Genomic DNA, 19,529 nt, shown 5'->3' with positions numbered 1-19,529 from the left:
TTTCTAATGCTTTAGCGCAGGTTTTTCGATACAGTCGCAGCCATTTCATCAGCCGCCTGAATGACCTTGGAATTCATCTCATAAGCACGCTGTGCCGTGATCAGATCGGTAATTTCTTTCACCGGATCGACATTGGATGCTTCGAGATAGCCCTGCTTGATTGCGCCATAGCCCGGATCACCGGGGACACCGACCAGCGGACCACCCGAGGCTTCCGTTTCACGGTAGAGATTGCCGCCAAGTGGCTCCAGACCAGCTTCGTTGGTGAAGTTGGCGAGTGTCAGCTGACCAAGATTGACCTGATTGACCTGATCCTGCAATTTGGCAAAGACCTGTCCGGTTTCGGTGATCGTCACCTCAATGGCGTCAGGAGGAACGGTGATGGCGGGTTCGATCGGATTACCGTCTAGCGTTACCAGCTGACCGTCAGCATTCTTGTTGAATGCGCCAGCGCGCGTATAAAGCGTTTCGCCCGTTGGGCTCTGGATCTGGAACCAGCCGCGACCCGTCAGCGCCACGTCATACGGATTGCCAGTCTGGTTGAAGCTTCCCTGAATATGAAGATTGCGTACTGCTGCAGTCTGAACACCAAGCCCGACCAGCGCGCCTTCAGGAACGATTGCCTGATTGGCCTGATTTGGCACACCAGCTGTCCGTTCCGATTGATAGAGAAGATCGGAGAACTCAGCGCGGGCACGCTTGAAGCCTGTCGTATTGATATTGGCGATGTTGTTCGCAATCACTTCCAGATTGAGCTGCTGGGCGTTCATGCCGGTGGCGGCTATCGTCAGGGCTTTCATGACAGGTCCTTATTCAGTGAGAGCACTCAGACCGGCATACGGCTGATTTCGAGATAGGCCTGCACGATCTTGTCACGGATCGCGATTGCCGTCTGAAGCGACTGCTCGGCCTCCATAACGGAACTGACCACATCGCGCAGCGGTGCATCACCCTTGATGCCCTGGATCGAATTGGCTTCTGCTGCCTGCAGCTTCTGCCCGACGGAATCCGTCATTTGCGACAACACTTCACCGAACGAAGCGCCCGGTGCAGTGGGAATAGCCTGCGGAGCCGAAGTCGAGCCGACGCTTTTTTCAGCAACCGTTTCAGAAAGACGCGACAGGGCGTTGCGCGCCGAAACACTCATGATTGAGTCGTACATTATGTGCTCCTCAGGAGATCTATGGTCATTGAAATCAGTTCGCGGGCCTGTTTGACGACCTGCAAATTGGCTTCATAAGAACGGTTGGCTTCACGCATGTCCGCCATTTCGACGACCATGTTAACGTTAGGATATTTCACATAACCACGCGCATCCGCAGCCGGATGGCTTGGATCGTATTCTTCAATGAAAGCGGAGGTATCCTTGCCAACTTCAGCAACCCGAACTTCGGCAGCGCCCGTGCCCTGCTCGACTTCCGTGCGGAAGGATACAGTCTTGCGACGATAAGGATCGGCATCGGCAGTCTTGGCGGTCGCCTGTGCATTGGCAAGGTTTTCAGAAACGATGCGCAAACGGGTCGACTGTGCCGAAAGGCCCGATGCGGCAATCTTCAAGCTATTCTGCAAAGCATCTGACATAGCCTACCCCTTCGCCACCGATAACATCATGCGATGAAACGCCTTCACGATGCTTGTGTTGAGCGAATATTCGCGAGCAATCTCGCCAGCCTTCATCATTTCACGTTCAACATCGACCGTATTGCCCGAATGGGTCTGCTCAGTGATATCTTCGGGGCGCAAGCGTGCACCGGCAATACCATTGGCTTCGGCTTCCAGATGTTGCGGGCTTGTTGCAGCCATGGTGAGCTGGGTCTTGTCGAGCACATCCGCAAAGGGCTGAACATCACGCGCCCGAAAATCCGGCGTGTTCGCATTGGCAACATTGCCTGCAACAGTGGCCTGTCGTACCGACAACCACTGTGCCTGCCTTGCAGCCAGATCGAAAAGATGAATGGAGCTCATGGAGTTTCCCGCCTTTATAATCTGTTAACTTAAAGGTCGGAACTTGCGTCAAGCTTGCGTGGCTTAAGCCATACGGCACAAGCGAAAAGAGAAAATACTGCTTTTGAAGAAGCGGGCGCGGAAAACTGCCCGCCCTGCGGTTTATTTGCGCATCTCAATCACGTCGCCGGTGGATGTTGTAAGCTTCCAGGTGCCAGCTTGATTGCCGCGCCCAATTGAAACGAGATGGCTGCCATCAGGCAGAAGCGAGCCTTTTTCAACGAACCAATAGCCTGATGTGTCTTCGATCATCGCCATGCCGCCAACCACTTCGCGAAGAGCAAATACCGGCTTTGGAAGAGATTGACCTTCGCCATCACCATCGCCACCGGTGCCAGCGCCTGTTCCGGGCAATCCCTTACCATTGGACATAACCGAACCAGTTGTGGTGGTATCGATATCTTCGTTGGGCGCAACCTGATCCTTTGGCTGGAACGACGGGAAGCTGCGCACTGTCTTTTGTTCGGAACGGTCGAGCGGATCGACAATCTTGCTATCGGCCTTTTGACCAGGGCTGAGATCAACGCGCTGCAGATAAGTGATGAAAGGAAGCATCGCACAGCCAACAGCGAGTGTAATAGCCGCGATCTTCAGATAGCGGTCGACCTGACTTTGCAGCTTTTTGGTTTCACTCGCCGTAGCAGCTTCAACCTCTGCGGCGAGATCGGCGAGAATGTCCTCTTCCCGTCTGTTGCGAGCCCCCTTCATTATGTTCTTCATGTCTGTTTTTCTCCGCGTAACGCTGCGGCAAGGTCGTGATAAGGATCTTCCGACAGACCTGTTTCGGGCGATTGTTGCAGCGCATCATAAATACGCGGAACCAGATCGACCGCCTGATCCAGCAACCCGTCATTGCCTTTTTGATAAGCGCCAATCGCGCGCAGATCGCGCGTTTCCTCAAAACGCGCCACCATGCTGCGTAACTGACCCGCAAGTTTGCGCTGTTCCGGCGTCCAGTTGTGCTTTGCAAGACGCGATACTGACGCCGGGATATCAACTGCTGGGAACCGCCCCTGAGCGGCAATAGCCCGATCGAGCACGATATGTCCGTCCAGCGTGCCGCGAATGGTATCGGAGACTGGATCATTGTGATCGTCACCATCAACCAGCACCGAATAAATGCCGGTGATGCTACCACCGGCCTCGGTGATACCCGGTCCTGCCCGCTCAAGAAGGCGGGGTAGCTGGCTGAAAACACTTGGCGGATAACCGCGCGAAACCGGCGGTTCCTCGGCGGCTATCGCCACTTCGCGCGCCGCGTGGGCAAAACGTGTAACGGAATCCACAATCAACAGTACGTTCTGGCCGAGATCACGAAAATATTCGGCTATCGCCGTCGCTGTATTCGGCGCAAGACGGCGCATCATCGGGCTCTCATCACCAGTGGCAACCACCGTCACGGTCTTGTTGAGATGCCCGGCCATCGTCTCTTCAAGCATCTCGCGCACTTCACGACCACGCTCGCCTGTCAGGGCCAGAACCACAGTGTCAAAATCGCCAGCGCGGGTCATCATGGCGAGCAATGTTGATTTGCCGACGCCAGAACCCGCAAAGATGCCGATACGCTGTCCAAAACAGAGCGGCGTGAAAATATCAATCACATTGACGCCAGTGCGAAGTCCCCGATCAACCCGGGCACGGCGCAATGCGGCTGGAGCCAGATTCTCAGACGCCATAGGCCGCGTGCCGGGCTGTAAAGCACCTTTCCCGTCGACCGCATCCCCAAGCGCATTGACAACCCGCCCACGCCATTCCGGTGCCGGACGGATGCGAAGCGGGCCTTCCTCAAAAACAGCTGCACCGAGTGAAGGGATAATGCGGTCGTCAAACGGCTTCACCAGCACCTGACGATCTGCCACACGGATGATTTCTGCCAGACTTTGTCCATTATCAGCGCGAATAGCCACCGCATCACCCAAACGCGCATCGCGCGACAACCCGCGCACGGCAATTGCCGAACGTGACACATCACTCACCGTGCCACCAATGCCGGTTAACGGCTTTGGTGCTATCGATTGCTGACGTGCAAAGGCGGCAAGCCGCGCGAGCGGAAGGTCAGAGATCATCCGTTTTTGGAGCCCAGCGTCTTGATGGCTTCAGCAACTGTATTTTCTTGTTGTGACAGCAGATTGTTGACCTGCTCAAAAGCGCGGCTGACACTAATCAGACGCGTCATTTCTGTCATGCCATCAACATTGGAGCCTTCAATCATGCCCTGCACGACGCCTGCGCTCATATCGTCAACGACAGGCTGTGCTGGCTTGTTTGGCACAACACCGGAATTGCCCGCATAACTCAAATCCGCATCGGCAGGAATTGAAAACAGACCAATGGCACCAATCTGCGCACCGTTCTGATAGACGGCCCCATCGCTTGAAATCTTCGGTGCACCACCATCTGGATTGAGCACAATCGGCGCACCACCAACATCAAGAATGGAGTTTCCGGTCACGGACACCAATTCGCCGGTCGGCATCATTTTCATACGCCCGTCACGCGTGTAGACCAGACCCTGCGGCGTATTAACCGACATCCAGACATTGCCTTTGACGGCGACATCAAACGGATTGCCCGTCTCAAGCATCGATCCGGCTTCGGTTCGGATAAAGCTTTTACCAGCTGTGGCAAAATTTACGTCTTCACTGGCTTTGTTCGAAACGATGGTATCGAATTTCGTCCCCTCACCGCGGAACCCCGGCGTCGAAATATTCGCGACGTTATGGGCAATGGCATCCATCCGCCGTTCAAGAGTAACAAGCGACGAAAGCCCGACATAGATGGAGTTATTCTGCATTGATCAGCGTCCGCCCGGCTTGAAGTTTTGCAAGGTGGCCAGAATGCTCGATGATATACCGACCGATGATGTTCCACCGAGCAGAAGCGATGCGATTGACGCAGGGCTGCTCGTGGTAGGATTGTTCATTTCATACATGGCCGTAAAGCGCGAAATCATCTTCGACACATAGTCGGGGTCCGACATTTTCGAGAAGTCGACTTTGGCTTCAATCATTTTGGCTTGCCTGTCGATGTCAGCATTCGACATCGCCGAAGGCCAGCCAAAAGTCGTCTGCATCATCGTCAGCAATGCCTTATCGCCGAGGATTTCGTAGGCATTGGTGAGAGTCGATGCTTTACGCTCAAAATAAAGCGCCAGACGAACACCCTCGTTCTGGCTGCCAGCCTCAGTCTCCAGTGTCTGACGGATATACTTATCCATCACACCTTGTTGTGCAGCCGTGCTTTCGGTCGCCTTATCGCCTTTGCCTTCAAAATCGAAGGTCGTTGCGAACTCCTTGTACCGCTTGTCGGTCAGCTTGTTCGCCATGGCGTCATCGCTTTTGACGCCTTCCGTAAGGATCTTGCGCACAAAAGCTTTTGCATAAGCCATGTCTTCGAGGCCAAACGCCTTCATCGCATAATTATAAAGCCGGGTATCGGACATGAAATCGTCGACGGTTTTCACCTTGCCGATATTCTCCTTGTAGTAAGCGGTTTCCCGCTCAACCACAGGCTCTTTCGAAACGCGCTGCAACGACCGTGTCATATCGGACGCGATCAGCCGATAACTCATCATCGTGTTGACCATGCGAGAACCCCCTGCAGTTTTTCTCAGTCGTTATGCGCGATCAAGCTTGTCCGAAGCTGATGCATTTCAGCGTCAAACGGCAAGCTTCGCACAAGGCGCATTCCTTAAGGTGCAAAAATAAGTTCGAACCAACGGGAGTCTTGCGCTTTGGGTATTCTCATCGGCCTCGCCATCACACTGGGCTGCATGCTCGGCGGTTTCATCGCCATGGGCGGTCACGTCAGTGTGCTTATCCAGCCGTGGGAATTCGTTATTATTCTGGGCGCAGCACTCGGCACATTCTTTGTCGCCAACCCCCTCTCGCTTGTGAAAGATACGGGCAAAGCCTGCATGGAAGCCTTCACCAACAAGGTGCCAAAGCAGCGCGATTATCTCGACGTTCTGGGTCTGCTCTACAGTCTGATGCGGGAATTGCGTGCAAAGTCGCGCAACGAGGTGGAAGTCCATATCGACAATCCAAAAGAGTCAACGATCTTCCAGGCCTATCCAAGCATTCTGAAGAACGAAGACCTAATGCACTTCATTTGCGATTATTGCCGTCTCATCATTGTCGGTAATGTACGTTCACACGAAATCGAAGCGCTTATGGATGAAGAAATCCACACGCTCTCGCGTGACAAGCTCAAACCATATCAGGCCATGGTGACGATTTCTGAAGCACTACCCGCACTTGGCATCGTTGCTGCAGTTCTTGGTGTCATCAAGGCCATGGGCGCGCTCAATCAGTCGCCGGAAGTGCTTGGTCACCTGATCGGCGCAGCACTTGTCGGAACTTTTGCCGGTATTTTCTTTTCCTATGGTGTCGTTGGTCCGATCGCTACCAAGATCAAGTCAACCCGAGACAAGCAAAACCGTCTCTATACCGTCGTGAAGCAGACGTTACTTGCCTACATGAACGGCTCGCTGCCGCAGATCGCGCTCGAATATGGTCGCAAGACCATCTCGGCCTATGAACGTCCAAGCATCGACGTGGTTGAGCAGGAAACCATGGCGACCGCGCCGATCCAGCAGGCAGCGTGATATGACTCCTCCGGACCAGAACCGCAAAAACGACGTGCTTGCAGAAAACCTTTTACGCGCAGCCGGACTTTCCGGCGACGATCTCAAATCGCTCGCGCATGTCTTTAAGGATGCATCCTCCTATTTTTGCGGCCGTCTCAAGCAGGGAAGTGCTGCTGCTTTCGATGCCGAAGCTGGTCAGGTAGAAACGGCTGATGATACGGCGATCAATGCTATTCTTGATCAGGCTGCAATCATTACACCACTCAAAGCCGACCGCTGGGGCTGCACACTTTATCTGACCGCCGACGCAACATCAGTGTTTTCCGTCATCGAAACCATGTTCGGTGCACAGGGCAATCTCGGTGGCTTCGATATTGAACGGCCCTTTGGCATGCTCGAGCGCAAAGTTTCCGATCAGCTGGCGTTACACATGGCGGCAGCACTGGATCAGGTATTTACAGGTGGTGGGCAATCGCTTTTTGCACCCGGCGAATGCATTGATACAGCCGAATTTAATAATGAAGATCTTGATCGCTCACGCCTCTTTGTCTGTCGTATCGATGTTGTCGCTGCAGGCAAATCCAGCGCGCTGCATCTTCTTCTGCCCAGAGCCACGCACAAGCCAATGCAGGATGCCGTCGCTGCTTTCCTGCGCCGTCCTGTCAACCAGGCCGACCCTGCCTGGTCCAAGAAGATGCGCAATGAAGTCAGCCGTGCACGCATTGAGCTTGAGACATTCATTCAACAGGGCAGCATGACGCTGGATGCCCTTTCAAAGCTTGAAATTGGACAGGTGCTGAAACTTCCAGCCGATGCGATGGAGCAGGTACGGCTCCGTGCCGGCGATCAGCAGCTCTTCAAATGCACGCTCGGCAAGTCCGGCATTCACTTTACAGTCAAGGTTGGCGATCCGGTCAATCAGGAAGAGGATCTCATCGATGAGCTTGTTGCTGGCTAATCTATTATCGACGCTTATGGCACTCGGCTCGCTTGGCGCACTCATCATCGTGGGCCGCAAGGCTAACGAAACCATCAAGCTCGGCAAACTGTTGACGCTGCGTGTGGCTGCGGCTTCCAATGGTCTGGAGCGTGTGGCCAGGTCATTGCAAAATCAGCGCACCGACTTGTCAGACGAGACCCTCAAGCTGGAAGCGCGTCTTACAGAGACAGCGCGCGTGCGCCGCGAGATGGACGAAGCGATCGAAGAGCTGAACCGGCTGCGTCAAGCTCTGACACGCGATATGCGACACGCACGCAATGTTTCCGAAACTGCGGCACGTATCGATGAAAAGGTGTTTTCGCCCGCAAGCGAGCCTGCACCAAAAGAAAAAAGCGCCTTGCCAGTCTTCGTGCGCCGTGCGGTCAAAAAGGCAACCGTTGAAATCGCGGGGCAGGCATGAACACTGAGAACAAGGACGAAAATATGCAGCAAGAGCTGGAAGAGGCGATTGAAGAATTGCGCGAAGACAAACCGCGCAGTGCCAAAGCTGGTGCATCAAAGCCCAATCTTGAGCTTATCATGGGCATCCCGGTCGATGTTCAGGTGGTTCTCGGTGGCACAACCATGCCAGTCGCAAACCTCATGAAGCTCGGTCGCGGTGCTGTCATCACGCTCGATAAGCAAATTGGTGATCCGGTCGATATCGTCGTCAATGGACGTGTGATTGCGCGCGGTGAAGTCATCGTGCTCGAAGATGACTCCTCGCGGTTCGGCGTCAGCCTTACCGAAATCATCGGTAAGTAACGGATCGACCATGGCCGATAATGAAACGCAAAAGCCTTCCGACGACAGCGTAAGCGGATTGATCGATACACTCACCGGTCCACAAAAAGCGGCAGCAATCCTTGTCGCCATTGGCCGTCCATCTGCATCACGCCTGCTCAAGCATTTCAATGCAGAAGATTTGCGCAAGCTCGCTGGCCATGCCCGAACGCTTGAACCCATTTCACCACTCGATTTCGAACAACTCGTAAAGCAGTTCGAAGATTCTTTTGCCGAAGGTGCGCCTGTCTCCGAAGCAGCCGAGCGCTTTGAAGGCCTGCTGCGCGAAGCACTACCACAGGATGAAGCAGACGCGGTATTCGAGGAGCGCGTTCAACCGCAGCTCGTTCAGGAATCGGTCTGGGCAGGGCTTGCAAGACTGCCGATTGAAGGGCTGCAAACCTATCTCGCAGATCAGCACCCGCAGATCATCGCCTATATCGTTTCCAAACTCCCGTCGGATCTCGCGGCACGTATTTTCGTCGGACTGCCTCCACAGCTGCGCAGTGCCGTGGTTCAACGCTCATTGCATATCGGCAACGTCGCACCTGCAGCCGCTGATCTCCTGGAAGATGTGCTGCGTCGTGATCTTCTCGGACGCAGCGATGCTGGCCCGGTCAAAGCCCATCACGGCCAGATTGCCAACATCTTCAATCAGCTCGACCGGCAGGAGATGGAAGAGCTCATGGCGAGCCTCAAAGATCTCAGCCAGGACGATATTTCCCGTATCAAGGCGAAGCTCTTCAACTTTGAAGATATCGAACGCCTGTCGCAACGTGCCCGCCTTCTGCTCTTCGATGACGTACAGACCGAGCAGATCGCAACAGCTTTGCGCGGCGCAGATGCAGCCCTACAGGAAACTGTGCTCTCGTCGCTTTCCGCGCGCGGACGCCGAATGGTCGAAAGCGAGCTGTCTGCCGAACAGGGCAATATCACCAGCCAGAACATCACAGATGCAAGGCGAGCTATTGCCCGCATTGCGATCGATTTGTCGGAGCGCGGCATCATCACGCTCGATACAGGTGAAGGTACGGAATAGGCACTCCCGACTGTCCTGAAAAACTATAACTCTTTGTTTTCAAGCATTATCTTCATGCCAAGCTGTTTCAAACTTTTGCAGAAAATGTTCCCATAACGCGTGTGACACATGTCAGATGATACCGACAAAGAGAGTAAAACAGAGGAAGCAAGCGAGAAGAAGATCCGCGACGCTCTGGATAAGGGTAATATGCCCTTTTCCCGCGAGGCGCCCATTCTTGCCGGCATTGCTTCCTTTCTGGTCATCGCAGTTTTTGTAGCCGCTCCGGCGACGACAAAACTCACTGTCGTTTTACGGGAATTGATGGACCGTCCAGAGGACTGGACACTCAACAGTGCTGAGGATGCAAGCCACCTGTTTGGCATTCTGGCACTGTCGGTCGGGATGGCCCTCATTCCGATCTTCATTATCATTCCGCTGGCGGGCATTGCGGCTTCGGCTTTTCAGAACGCCCCACGTATGGTCGGAGAGCGTATCCGCCCTCAGGCTTCCCGGATATCGTTGATCAAAGGCTGGCAGCGCATTTTCGGCCGGGCCGGTCAGGTGGAATTCCTGAAGTCGCTGGCAAAATTCCTGGCAGCCAGTGTCATTGTTTTCTTCGTCTTCTTCAAAAGCAACAGTCTTTTCACCGATGCCGTTGCGACTGATCCAAGCGCGTTGCCGGAGTTCCTGCGCGAAAATCTGGTCAGGCTTCTTGTCGCCAATGTGCTGGCAATCACGGCAATAGCCGGTTTCGATCTCGCGTGGTCGCGCATTCACTGGAAGCAGGAATTGCGCATGACCAAACAGGAAGTAAAAGATGAGCACAAACAGTCGGAAGGCGACCCACTGGTAAAAGCACGTCTGCGTTCTCTGGGACGCGATCGTGCGCGCCGCCGCATGATCAACGCCGTGCCAACCGCTACACTTATCGTCGCCAATCCGACCCATTTTTCTGTGGCACTACGCTATCGACCCAATGAGGACGCAGCACCAATTGTTGTTGCGAAGGGGCAAGATCTGATCGCCCTCAAAATAAGAGAAGTAGCTACCGCAAATTCAATCCCGGTTTTCGAGGATGTACAATTGGCACGCGCACTCTATAAACAAGTGAATATCGACCAAATGATCGCACCTGAATTCTACAAGGCTGTCGCTGAACTCATCCGTGTCATCAATGCTCGACATGCATTACATTGAACATTGATGGGTTTTGAGATGACTTTGGGATATTCAAGTATATCATATCTCTGTTCTTCTGGATCGGCGGTAGCAAGATGAAGAGCCTGCAATTTTCAAACGAACGCGAAGCAATCATTGCCGAGAACATTCGCGAAGTTGTTGCTGAACTTCGGCTGGTCGATCCAGCCGACTATATCGCTTTCATCCGTTGCGAGCTATTCGCCAACATTGCAGATATCGTTCACTCGGCGACTGAGTTGCACTTTTTCCCGGGCACGCTTGAGCTCGGGCATGGTGGCGAGTTTCAATGTGACTGGTTCACAAATCCGTCCATCGTTCTCGACATGGAGTTTCGCAATAAGGGCGTTTATGCTTATTTCCGCCTGACACTATCAGGCAAGACAGCAAGCGTTGAACTAAGCCACATTGTATTTGAAAATCCCGACGACGATCCGGCGAAGAATACGACCCGCCTGATTGACGCCATAGACAATGCCCGGTTGCCAATGTTGAAAACGGCTTAACCCAGACCAGAACGTATTACAGAAATTACACCGGAAGTTTGAAGCATCCGGTGTAATAGCAGTTTCCGTACAAACGGGACATCACATCAAATGCTGCACTTCCGGCATTTCAATGATGCCAAGCGATAGCGCTGTGGCCACTGCAGAGGTGCGGTTTGAACAGTTAAGTTTGATCTTCGCGTTTTGAAGATAAGTGACGACCGTCCAGCGAGCGATGTTCAGAATTTCCGCGATTTCACCGTCGGTCTTGCCATTGGCCGCCCAACGCAGGCAGTCAATCTCACGTGGCGTCAGGAGAGATGCCGCCGATTTTGTATTCTCACAACCGCACAGAGTATTGTGAATAATACCTGAAACACTCAACAGACGTGGGCGCATCTTGAGAAGAAACTCTTCTCGTGTAGCTTGATCCTCAAGCTCAAAGCAGAAAAGTGTACAGCCGACAGCACCCTTCGGATTGCGTGCCGAGACCGCAATAAAAACACTTCCCAGTCCATGCTTCTCTGCATCCTGTAGCATGTCGGCGACATCAGGACATGCTGCAGCATCTTCCTTGAGATCGCGAACGATGCCGCTGGAATCATTTCGATAATAGGGAGCGTCATCCTGAAAGACAGGATCAATTATGAAGTAATTCTTCGCTGAGTATCGGGTCGCCCAGCTGGAAGGGAACGTCATCACCACAGTAAGATCGGAAGAGTTTGTTTTTGTACAATCTCCCATACGCCCGCGATATGTATGCATAATATACTTGCACCCAATCTCGTCACGGATTCGCGTCAGAAGCGCTAGTGTATCGCCTTGGAACGAGGTGCCAAAGAAGGTCTTCTTAAAATTCGGAAAATGAATCAAGTCGAGAGTCATTGCATAATATCCTTGGTAATAAAGGAAAAAGGGCTTCATCTGATGCCACAAAAAATAAGTGGCGAATCGACTCCTTCAGGCCTTCAATCACTTATAAGTCACATAAAAAATGGGTCGCGTTGCAACCCGCAACAAATTGATTGCTATCTATTACACACAAAAACACACAAAAACCGCGCTGAAATATGGTTCCCACAAATGAAAACTGCGTTACCGACGTGATTATGCGTGTTTAGTCCTTCGCTCGAAGGGTGGATGTACTATTTTGAAACATCCGGGCTTCGTTTGCCGTACGCCTTGAAGAAAAAATCGAGAGCAGATTCGACATTTTTAACAATTGCCTGCCTCGAAGGAGGCTCGCTCAATACGCCAAAAAGGCGGGGCCGATAGAGGCCGGAAAGAAAAAGATCCGAAAGCTGATAAGCCTTCTCCAGTGGATCAAATGGTTCAAGTTCGCCTGCCTCGATCATTTTGGAAAAATAATCCGCCATGATCAGATGACTGCGTTTAGGACCACGTTCGTAAAAGCGCGCAGACAATTCAGGCTTGCGATCACTCACACCAAGAATGATGCGTTGTGCACGAATTGCAGTGGTCGATGTTATGAGCGTAACCAGCGTAACACCAAAATCAGCAAGCTCCTCGCGGGTCGAAAATCCCTGGTCGATCTTGTCGAGAAGTTTGCTGAAAGTCGTCGTCCGATAGTGTTCGCACAAGGCAACGAACAGATCTTCCTTGCTGTTGAAGTAAACGTAAATCGTTCCCTTGGAGACACCCGCTTCGCGCGTAATGTCGTTCATGCTCGCAGCATCAAATCCCATACGCAGAAACACATTTTGCGCACCTTCCAGAATCTGCTGTCGCTTTATCGGATCTTGTCCTGCGGCCAAACGGGTACGTCCGCCTTCCGCATCTGGCTCAACCGCAAATGCACTGACCTCATTGCTATCCAAGGCAGCTGCAGTACTCTGTTCTATGCGGTGTTCACGATTCATTGTACAAAACTCATAATTTTCTCGAACCAATTGGTTCGATGTCACTTGATATGGTCAACTTATTGCTCTAAGTCAACATCGAACCAAGCGGTTCGTTGAAGCGGTTATAAAGAAAGTTTCCAAATGTCCGCCCATAAGTCTGTTGATACGGCTGATATCCGCCCCTTCCCGACCCCAACGGCTCAGGGAGAACAGTCCAGAGTGAATACCGAACCTCTGAGCGAACGGCCGGCACCGCAAACAGCCCCGGATAAAACCGCACCTGATGCCACACTCGACACCGCAACAAGCGGCAAGAAAAAGGGCTTCGGCAAACGTGTTGTTCTGCCAGTCGTTCTTATTGCTGCGGTCGCAGGCGGCCTTTGGTACGGCTATGACTGGTGGACCGTTGGCCGCTTCATGGTTTCAACGGATGACGCATATGTGCAGGGTGACATTGCTTCTATTGCACCGAAAGTCACCGGCTATATCGACAACATTCCAGTTGTTGCGAACCAGCACATTAAGGCTGGTGATGTGATCTTCCAGCTTGATGCTGGAGATTATCAGATTGCGCTGGATGAAGCGAACGCCAAGCTCGATACGCAGAAGCAGACGCTTGCACGTATCAGCACGCAGATCGATGCTTCAAAGGCGACCTTGCAGCAAGCTCAGGCAGACGAACAGGCCTCGCAGGCTGTTCTGAAAAATGCCGAAAGCACCATGGTCCGCATCCAAAAGCTTCATGACACCCGGTTCTCGGCACAGTCAGAGTTGGACAACGCACAGTCGTCGCTCGATCAGGCAAAAGCAAAGCTTGCTGGTTCAAATGCACAGATCGCTTCGGCAGATGCGAATATCGAAGTGCTGAATGCGCAGTATAAAGAGTCAGAAAGCACCATGCGTTCGCTGGAGCTCGCCCGCGACAAGGCTGCCCGCGATCTCAACTTCACCACCCTGCGTGCACCTTTTGATGGTGTTGTTGGAAATCTCTCCGGCAAAAAGGGTGATCTTGTTTCTGCGGGGCAGAAGATTGCGGCACTTGTTCCTGTGAATGAGCTCTACATCGATGCCAATTTCAAGGAAACGCAGCTCGGCCACATCAAAACCGGTGAGACAGCGCGTATCTATGTCGATGCCATCGACGGCCCTTACTTTGAAGGCAAGGTTGCGTCGGTCGCCCCGGCATCGGGCGCCGTGTTCTCGCTGCTGCCGCCTGAAAATGCCACCGGCAACTTCACCAAGATTGTGCAGCGTGTTCCCGTCCGCATCACTATTCCTCAGGACGCGCTCGATTCTGGCAAAATCCGCGCCGGTCTCAGCGTGACGGTCGAAGTGGACACACGCACCGCACCGGAAGACAAAGCCAATTAAAGGGCCAACCAAGGCCAATTAAAAGAAGCGATTGCGTTTGAGAGCGCATACCGAAAATTGTGAAACAGTCTTCGGTATGCGCGTGAAAACGGCTCATTAGAACATGTGGTGGCGCAGCGAGTAGCTTTCGCGTCCCTTTCCTCGTCCTATTCGGAGTGCGCGGTCATGGCTGCAAACACCACGATGGGGCCAATGGCCCCTGCAGAAGATCGCATCGATCCCAAGAAGGCGATTGCCTTTCTTGCGATGGTGTTCGGCATGTTCATGGCCATTCTGGATATCCAGATTGTGTCTGCATCGCTGTCTGAAATTCAGGCAGGCCTCAGCGCCAGCTCCGACGAAATCTCCTGGGTTCAGACATCTTATCTGATTGCGGAAGTTATCATGATTCCGCTGTCGGGCTTCCTCGGTCGCCTTGTCTCAACCCGCGTTCTGTTCACAGTTTCTGCTGCTGGCTTCACACTTGCCTCCATGCTCTGTGCGACTGCCACCAATATCGATCAGATGATCGTCTATCGCGCCATTCAGGGCTTCATCGGCGGCGGCATGATCCCGAGCGTGTTTGCGGCAGCATTCACGATTTTTCCGCCATCCAAGCGCTCCATCGTTTCGCCGATGATTGGCCTTGTCGCAACCCTTGCGCCAACCATTGGACCAACCGTGGGCGGCTATCTCAGCCACGCCTTCTCCTGGCACTGGCTGTTTCTCGTCAATGTTGGCCCCGGCATTCTGGTAACGGTTGCTGCCTGGAACCTCATCGACTTCGATGAAGGCGACAGCTCGCTCTTGAGCAAATTCGACTGGTGGGGCCTTGCTGGCATGGCGGCATTCCTGGGCTCGATGGAATACGTACTGGAAGAGGGCCCGCGTAACGACTGGCTGCAGGACGAAGCTATCTTCATTCTGACCGGTGTTATGATCATTGGCGGCATTCTCTTTTTCTTCAGAGCCTTCACGGCCGAAGAACCCATTGTGGACTTACGCGCCTTCAAGAACGTCAATTTTGCTTTCGGCTCTTTGTTTTCGTTCGTGATGGGCGTCGGCCTCTATGGTCTTACCTATCTCTATCCGCTTTATCTCAGCAGCATACGCGGCTATGACGCCCTGATGATCGGTGAGGCGCTGTTTGTGAGCGGTCTTGCCATGTTCTTCACAGCGCCACTGGCGGGCTTCCTGTCTACGCGCATGGATCCGCGCCTGATGATGATGATCGGTTTCTTAGGCTTTGCGGTCGGCACGTGGCTGGTCACAGGGCTTACGGCAGATTGGGATTTCTACGAACTTCTGCTGCCGCAGATCCTGCGCGGCTGTTCGCTGATGCTCTGCATGGTGCCCATCAACAATCTGGCGCTTGGTACGTTGCCCCCCGCTCTCCTGAAGAACGCTTCCGGTCTGTTCAATCTCACTCGAAATCTCGGCGGAGCCGTCGGTCTGGCTGTCATCAACACGATCTTGATGCGCCGCAGTGACATGCATTATGAGCGGCTGGCTGAACACGTACGCTGGGGCAACGCAGAAGCCGAACAGATGCTAGCCAAACTGACCGCCAAGTACAACGCGGCAGGCATGGATGGAGCAACAGTCGCAATTGCCAAAATGTCGGGCATGGTACGCCAACAGGCGACACTGATGTCCTTCATTGATGTCTTCTTCATTCTGACCATGATGTTCTGCACGCTCGCAGTCTGTGCAATGCTGCTTCGTAAACCCAAGCAGGCAGCAGCAGGAGGTGGCGGCGGTCACTAAAGCATGTCTCCCAAAGCCTAATTCCCCACAGACCCTAGAACGCAGTGTGCCCGATCAGGTGAACAAAGATCGTTCCAGCAGTTTATGCCGACTGCATGGTTCCTTGAACGGATAAAAGTCTGAGGAATTGGGCCGCAAAGGCCGCAACCATCTCCATCATAATTGGGTTTCATACGAACCCAATTATGCTTCGCAGGCATTTCACAAATTTTCGTTTATCGGATACGTGCACGCATCATGCCGCGCGCAGGCAAACCTCTGTCGTTTTGAGAAACGCGTCTTTTTAAAATGTGACAACAACGAAACCTTTGTCATATTTATTGTCATAAAAGTGCAGTTAACCCTTATGGATCAATTGCTAAGTCTCTGAAAACGTGTTTCACTTTCTGTCGTTGACATTTTGTGACAATCCGCAAACTGTCATCCAACCGTCATCTAGGGCGGCTATCGGGAGTGCGCGAACACTGGAATCGACCGGGAGCGTTCGTCCGACTTAACAGGGGAGTTTAACAATGCTTGCATTTACTGCGCGTCTGCTGTCGCTTTCGACGGCAATCGCTGTCGGTGGGGTTTCGATCGCTGCCGCCGAACCATCAGCTGAACTCGTCGCTGCGGCGAAGGCCGAAGGCGAACTGACCACAATCGCGCTGCCACATGACTGGTGCGGTTACGGCGAAATCATCAAGAGCTTCAAAGACAAATACGGTCTCAAGGTCAACGAACTCAACCCGGATGCCGGTTCGGGTGATGAAATCGAAGCCATCAAGGCCAACAAGGATAACAAGGGCCCGCAGGCTCCTGACGTCATCGACGTAGGCTTTGCTTTCGGCACCACCGCCAAGAAAGACGGCCTGATCCAGCCTTACAAGGTTGCAACCTGGGACGAAATTCCAGATAGCGCCAAGGATGCTGAAGGCTACTGGTATGGCGACTATTACGGCGTTCTCGCTTTTGAAGTGAACAAGGACATCGTCAAGGACATCCCACAGGATTGGGAAGACCTGCTCAAGAGCGATTATGCCAATTCGGTTGCTCTCGCTGGTGATCCGCGCGTTTCCGCACAGGCCATTCTCGGTGTTCACGCTGCAGGTATCGCACGTGGTTCGGAACCAGGTGTAGAAGCTGGCAAGAAGGGCCTTGAATTCTACAAGGAACTCAACGCCAACGGCAACTTCGTTCCTGTTATCGGCAAGGCTGCTTCGCTCGCACAGGGCTCAACCCCGATCGTCATCCGTTGGGATTATAACGCTCTCGCCGACCGCGATACGCTTAAGGGCAATCCGGAAATCGAAACCGTGATTCCAAAGACGGGCGTTATTGCTGGCGTTTACGTCCAGGCAATCAGCGCTTACGCACCACATCCAAACGCTGCAAAGCTCTGGATGGAGCACATCTATTCGGATGAAGGCCAGCTTGGCTATCTGAAGGGCTACTGCCACCCGATCCGCTTCAACGCAATGGCGAAGGCTGGCAAGATCCCACAGGAACTGCTCGACAAGCTGCCACCGGCCGATTCTTATGAAAAGGCTATCTTCCCAACCTTGGAACAGATTGAAGCCGCTCAGGAAGAAATCACCAAGAACTGGGATAGCGTCGTCGGCGCAAACGTTCAGTAAGCGGTTTCATCTCGCCCTGTTTATGCCTGCGACGACCAGAAATGGTCGTCGCAGTGTCTCCTGAACGTTCCGGCACTTGATTGAATCTGGACCGAAAGAGATCATAGTCTCTTTATTTCACGCATAGTCTTATCCGAAAAAAGCCATCCGCTCTTCGGGATTATGCTTTAAAGAAAGAACGCATGAATCCATCAGCCGAAACAACCGCACCAACCAGCGGGGTGCGTAAGCGTCAATTGCCACTATCGTGGATTGGCGTCGCGCCTTTCTTTCTGTTTGCCATTCTCTTCCTGTTATGGCCGACGATGTATCTCATTATCGGCGCCTTTCAGGACCCCGACGGCAACTTCACACTTCAGAATGTCCATGATCTTTTCCAGCCTCAGATTCTGAGCGCATACTGGATTTCGATCAAAGTCAGCCTTGCATCGGCGCTCGGTGGCGCATTGATCGGCTTCTTTCTGGCCTGGGCCGTGGTGCTTGGCAATCTGCCGCGCTGGCTGCGCCCAACAGTTCTGACCTTCTCGGGCGTTGCATCGAATTTTGCCGGTGTTCCGCTGGCTTTTGCCTTTTTGGCAACATTGGGCCGCACCGGCTTCGTGACCATCCTGCTGCGTGAGTGGTTCGGCTTCAATCTTTACTCGACCGGCTTCAACTTGCTGAGCTTCTTCGGTCTGACCATCACCTATCTGTTCTTCCAGATTCCGCTGATGGTGCTCATTCTGACGCCCGCACTGGACGGTCTGAAGAAAGAATGGCGTGAAGCCTCTTCGATCCTGGGCGCGACTAATCTTCAATATTGGCGCATGGTTGCGTTTCCGATTCTATGGCCAAGCCTGCTTGGCACAACGCTGCTGTTGTTTGCAAATGCCTTTGGTGCGATTGCAACCGCCTATGCACTGACCGGCTCATCGCTCAACATCGTTCCGATCCTGCTTTATGCGCAGATCCGCGGCGACGTTCTGCATAACCAGAATCTGGGCTACGCGCTGGCGCTCGGCATGATCGTTATCACCGGTCTTTCCAACCTCCTTTACATTTGGCTGCGTATGCGTGCCGAAAGGTGGCAGCGATGAAAAAGGGCTTCAACCTCCAGAAGATCGGTGCGTGGATCGCCTTCTTCATTGGTGCGATCTACTTCCTCGTACCGCTGATCGGCACCTTTGAATTTTCGCTGCGTATGCGTCGTGGCGAATACTCCTTCGACGCCTATCGCGTGGTTTTCAGCGATCCGAATTTCCAGGCAACGTTCGGCTATTCGATCCTGCTTGGTATCCTGACGATCATCTTCGGCGTGCTGCTTGTTGTGCCAACCGCCTATTGGGTTCGCCTGCGTCTGCCGCACCTGCGTCCGCTGATCGAGTTCATCACGCTGATGCCACTCGTCATTCCGGCAATCGTCATCGTGTTCGGCTATCTGCGCATCTATAATTCGTCATCGTGGCTGCCGTTTACCTCATCGACGCGGGCAACCGATCTGCTGCTGATGTTCGGTTATGTAACGCTGGCACTGCCTTACATGTATCGTGCAGTCGACACTGCCATGCGCACGATTGATGTTCGCACGCTGACCGAAGCAGCCCAGAGCCTTGGCGCTGGCTGGGGCCGGATCATGTTCAAGGTCATTTTCCCGAATGTGATCTCCGGTGTCATGAGCGGTGCCTTCATCACCTTTGCTATCGTCATTGGTGAGTTTACGCTGGCATCCCTGCTCAACCGTCCTGCCTTTGGTCCTTATCTCCAGCTCGTCGGCGCCAACCGCGCTTATGAACCATCTGCGCTGGCGATTATCTCGTTTGGTATCACATGGCTCAGCATCATCATGTTGCAGCTTGTCTCGCGCCTCAATAAATTCAAGACAAACGCCGGGTAACATT

The 19,529-nt window shown here is 53.2% G+C and carries 22 protein-coding genes; 12 read left to right on the top strand and 10 right to left on the bottom strand.

Annotated elements, in window-relative coordinates; translation table 11 throughout:
* Positions 1 to 11: 11 nt before the first annotated feature.
* From flgG to CEV33_RS13690, 8 genes are all read right to left on the bottom strand, one after another.
* On the bottom strand, positions 12 to 800 hold the full coding sequence (gene flgG, locus CEV33_RS13725) for a flagellar basal-body rod protein FlgG (protein ID WP_094541010.1): 789 nt from the start codon (positions 798 to 800) through the stop codon (positions 12 to 14).
* Between the two features lie 26 nt (positions 801 to 826).
* A complete protein-coding gene (locus tag CEV33_RS13720) occupies positions 827 to 1,162 on the bottom strand; it encodes a flagellar hook-basal body complex protein FliE (protein WP_094541009.1) in 336 nt (111 codons plus the stop codon).
* Positions 1,162 to 1,581 (bottom strand): flagellar basal body rod protein FlgC, encoded by a 420-nt coding sequence (gene flgC / locus CEV33_RS13715; protein ID WP_094541008.1) that lies wholly within the window; start codon positions 1,579 to 1,581, stop codon positions 1,162 to 1,164. The genes CEV33_RS13720 and flgC overlap by 1 nt, the downstream gene beginning before the upstream one ends.
* 3 nt (positions 1,582 to 1,584) lie before the next feature.
* Entirely contained in the window at positions 1,585 to 1,965 is a 381-nt protein-coding gene (flgB, locus tag CEV33_RS13710) for a flagellar basal body rod protein FlgB (RefSeq protein ID WP_094541007.1), read from the bottom strand.
* A 141-nt stretch (positions 1,966 to 2,106) separates the two neighbouring features.
* On the bottom strand, positions 2,107 to 2,715 hold the full coding sequence (locus CEV33_RS13705) for a hypothetical protein (protein WP_374818401.1): 609 nt from the start codon (positions 2,713 to 2,715) through the stop codon (positions 2,107 to 2,109).
* Positions 2,716 to 2,720: 5 nt separating this feature from the next.
* The gene (gene fliI / locus CEV33_RS13700) at positions 2,721 to 4,070 is read right to left on the bottom strand and encodes a flagellar protein export ATPase FliI (RefSeq protein WP_094541005.1); all 1,350 of its coding nucleotides are present in this window, start codon (positions 4,068 to 4,070) and stop codon (positions 2,721 to 2,723) included.
* Positions 4,067 to 4,798 (bottom strand): flagellar basal-body rod protein FlgF, encoded by a 732-nt coding sequence (gene flgF, locus CEV33_RS13695; protein WP_094541004.1) that lies wholly within the window; start codon positions 4,796 to 4,798, stop codon positions 4,067 to 4,069. Before flgF ends, fliI begins: the two co-directional genes overlap by 4 nt.
* 3 nt (positions 4,799 to 4,801) lie before the next feature.
* Positions 4,802 to 5,590 (bottom strand): DUF1217 domain-containing protein, encoded by a 789-nt coding sequence (locus tag CEV33_RS13690; protein ID WP_094541003.1) that lies wholly within the window; start codon positions 5,588 to 5,590, stop codon positions 4,802 to 4,804.
* A 147-nt stretch (positions 5,591 to 5,737) separates the two neighbouring features.
* Between CEV33_RS13690 and motA the strand changes: the two genes are divergently transcribed.
* The 7 genes from motA (at position 5,738) to CEV33_RS13655 (ending at position 11,078) form a co-directional block, all read left to right on the top strand.
* The gene (motA, locus tag CEV33_RS13685) at positions 5,738 to 6,610 is read left to right on the top strand and encodes a flagellar motor stator protein MotA (protein WP_094541002.1); all 873 of its coding nucleotides are present in this window, start codon (positions 5,738 to 5,740) and stop codon (positions 6,608 to 6,610) included.
* A gap of 1 nt (position 6,611) precedes the next feature.
* A complete protein-coding gene (locus CEV33_RS13680) occupies positions 6,612 to 7,550 on the top strand; it encodes a FliM/FliN family flagellar motor switch protein (protein WP_094541001.1) in 939 nt (312 codons plus the stop codon).
* Positions 7,531 to 7,992 (top strand): BAB2_0123 family type IV secretion system effector, encoded by a 462-nt coding sequence (locus CEV33_RS13675; protein ID WP_094541000.1) that lies wholly within the window; start codon positions 7,531 to 7,533, stop codon positions 7,990 to 7,992. The genes CEV33_RS13680 and CEV33_RS13675 overlap by 20 nt, the downstream gene beginning before the upstream one ends.
* A complete protein-coding gene (fliN, locus tag CEV33_RS13670; RefSeq protein WP_094540999.1) occupies positions 7,989 to 8,336 on the top strand; it encodes a flagellar motor switch protein FliN in 348 nt (115 codons plus the stop codon). Before CEV33_RS13675 ends, fliN begins: the two co-directional genes overlap by 4 nt.
* Positions 8,337 to 8,346: 10 nt before the next feature.
* Positions 8,347 to 9,393 carry a flagellar motor switch protein FliG gene (locus CEV33_RS13665; protein ID WP_094540998.1) on the top strand — a complete coding sequence of 349 codons (1,047 nt, stop codon included), beginning with the start codon at positions 8,347 to 8,349 and terminating at the stop codon, positions 9,391 to 9,393.
* Positions 9,394 to 9,501: 108 nt separating this feature from the next.
* On the top strand, positions 9,502 to 10,572 hold the full coding sequence (locus CEV33_RS13660) for an EscU/YscU/HrcU family type III secretion system export apparatus switch protein (RefSeq protein ID WP_094540997.1): 1,071 nt from the start codon (positions 9,502 to 9,504) through the stop codon (positions 10,570 to 10,572).
* 77 nt (positions 10,573 to 10,649) lie between these two features.
* Positions 10,650 to 11,078: a hypothetical protein gene (locus tag CEV33_RS13655; protein WP_094540996.1), complete on the top strand. Its 429-nt coding sequence runs from the start codon at positions 10,650 to 10,652 to the stop codon at positions 11,076 to 11,078.
* An 81-nt stretch (positions 11,079 to 11,159) separates the two neighbouring features.
* On the opposite strand, the gene CEV33_RS13650 is transcribed toward CEV33_RS13655, so the two are convergent.
* Together CEV33_RS13650 and CEV33_RS13645 are read right to left on the bottom strand one after the other, a co-directional pair.
* On the bottom strand, positions 11,160 to 11,942 hold the full coding sequence (locus CEV33_RS13650; protein WP_094541044.1) for a helix-turn-helix transcriptional regulator: 783 nt from the start codon (positions 11,940 to 11,942) through the stop codon (positions 11,160 to 11,162).
* A 260-nt stretch (positions 11,943 to 12,202) separates the two neighbouring features.
* Positions 12,203 to 12,937 (bottom strand): TetR/AcrR family transcriptional regulator, encoded by a 735-nt coding sequence (locus tag CEV33_RS13645; RefSeq protein ID WP_094540995.1) that lies wholly within the window; start codon positions 12,935 to 12,937, stop codon positions 12,203 to 12,205.
* A 123-nt stretch (positions 12,938 to 13,060) separates the two neighbouring features.
* Between CEV33_RS13645 and CEV33_RS13640 the strand changes: the two genes are divergently transcribed.
* From CEV33_RS13640 to CEV33_RS13620, 5 genes are all read left to right on the top strand, one after another.
* Positions 13,061 to 14,290 (top strand): HlyD family secretion protein, encoded by a 1,230-nt coding sequence (locus CEV33_RS13640; protein ID WP_094540994.1) that lies wholly within the window; start codon positions 13,061 to 13,063, stop codon positions 14,288 to 14,290.
* 165 nt (positions 14,291 to 14,455) lie between these two features.
* Positions 14,456 to 16,036: a DHA2 family efflux MFS transporter permease subunit gene (locus CEV33_RS13635; protein ID WP_094540993.1), complete on the top strand. Its 1,581-nt coding sequence runs from the start codon at positions 14,456 to 14,458 to the stop codon at positions 16,034 to 16,036.
* 512 nt (positions 16,037 to 16,548) lie between these two features.
* Positions 16,549 to 17,652: an ABC transporter substrate-binding protein gene (locus CEV33_RS13630; protein WP_094540992.1), complete on the top strand. Its 1,104-nt coding sequence runs from the start codon at positions 16,549 to 16,551 to the stop codon at positions 17,650 to 17,652.
* 182 nt (positions 17,653 to 17,834) lie between these two features.
* The gene (locus CEV33_RS13625; protein WP_094540991.1) at positions 17,835 to 18,728 is read left to right on the top strand and encodes an ABC transporter permease; all 894 of its coding nucleotides are present in this window, start codon (positions 17,835 to 17,837) and stop codon (positions 18,726 to 18,728) included.
* Complete coding sequence (locus CEV33_RS13620) at positions 18,725 to 19,525, top strand: ABC transporter permease (RefSeq protein WP_094540990.1); 801 nt, start codon at positions 18,725 to 18,727, stop codon at positions 19,523 to 19,525. The genes CEV33_RS13625 and CEV33_RS13620 overlap by 4 nt, the downstream gene beginning before the upstream one ends.
* Positions 19,526 to 19,529 lie beyond the last annotated feature (4 nt).

The organism is Brucella grignonensis (assembly GCF_002252505.1).
Classification (GTDB): domain Bacteria; phylum Pseudomonadota; class Alphaproteobacteria; order Rhizobiales; family Rhizobiaceae; genus Brucella; species Brucella grignonensis.
This window is presented reverse-complemented; position numbering and strand designations above follow the sequence as displayed.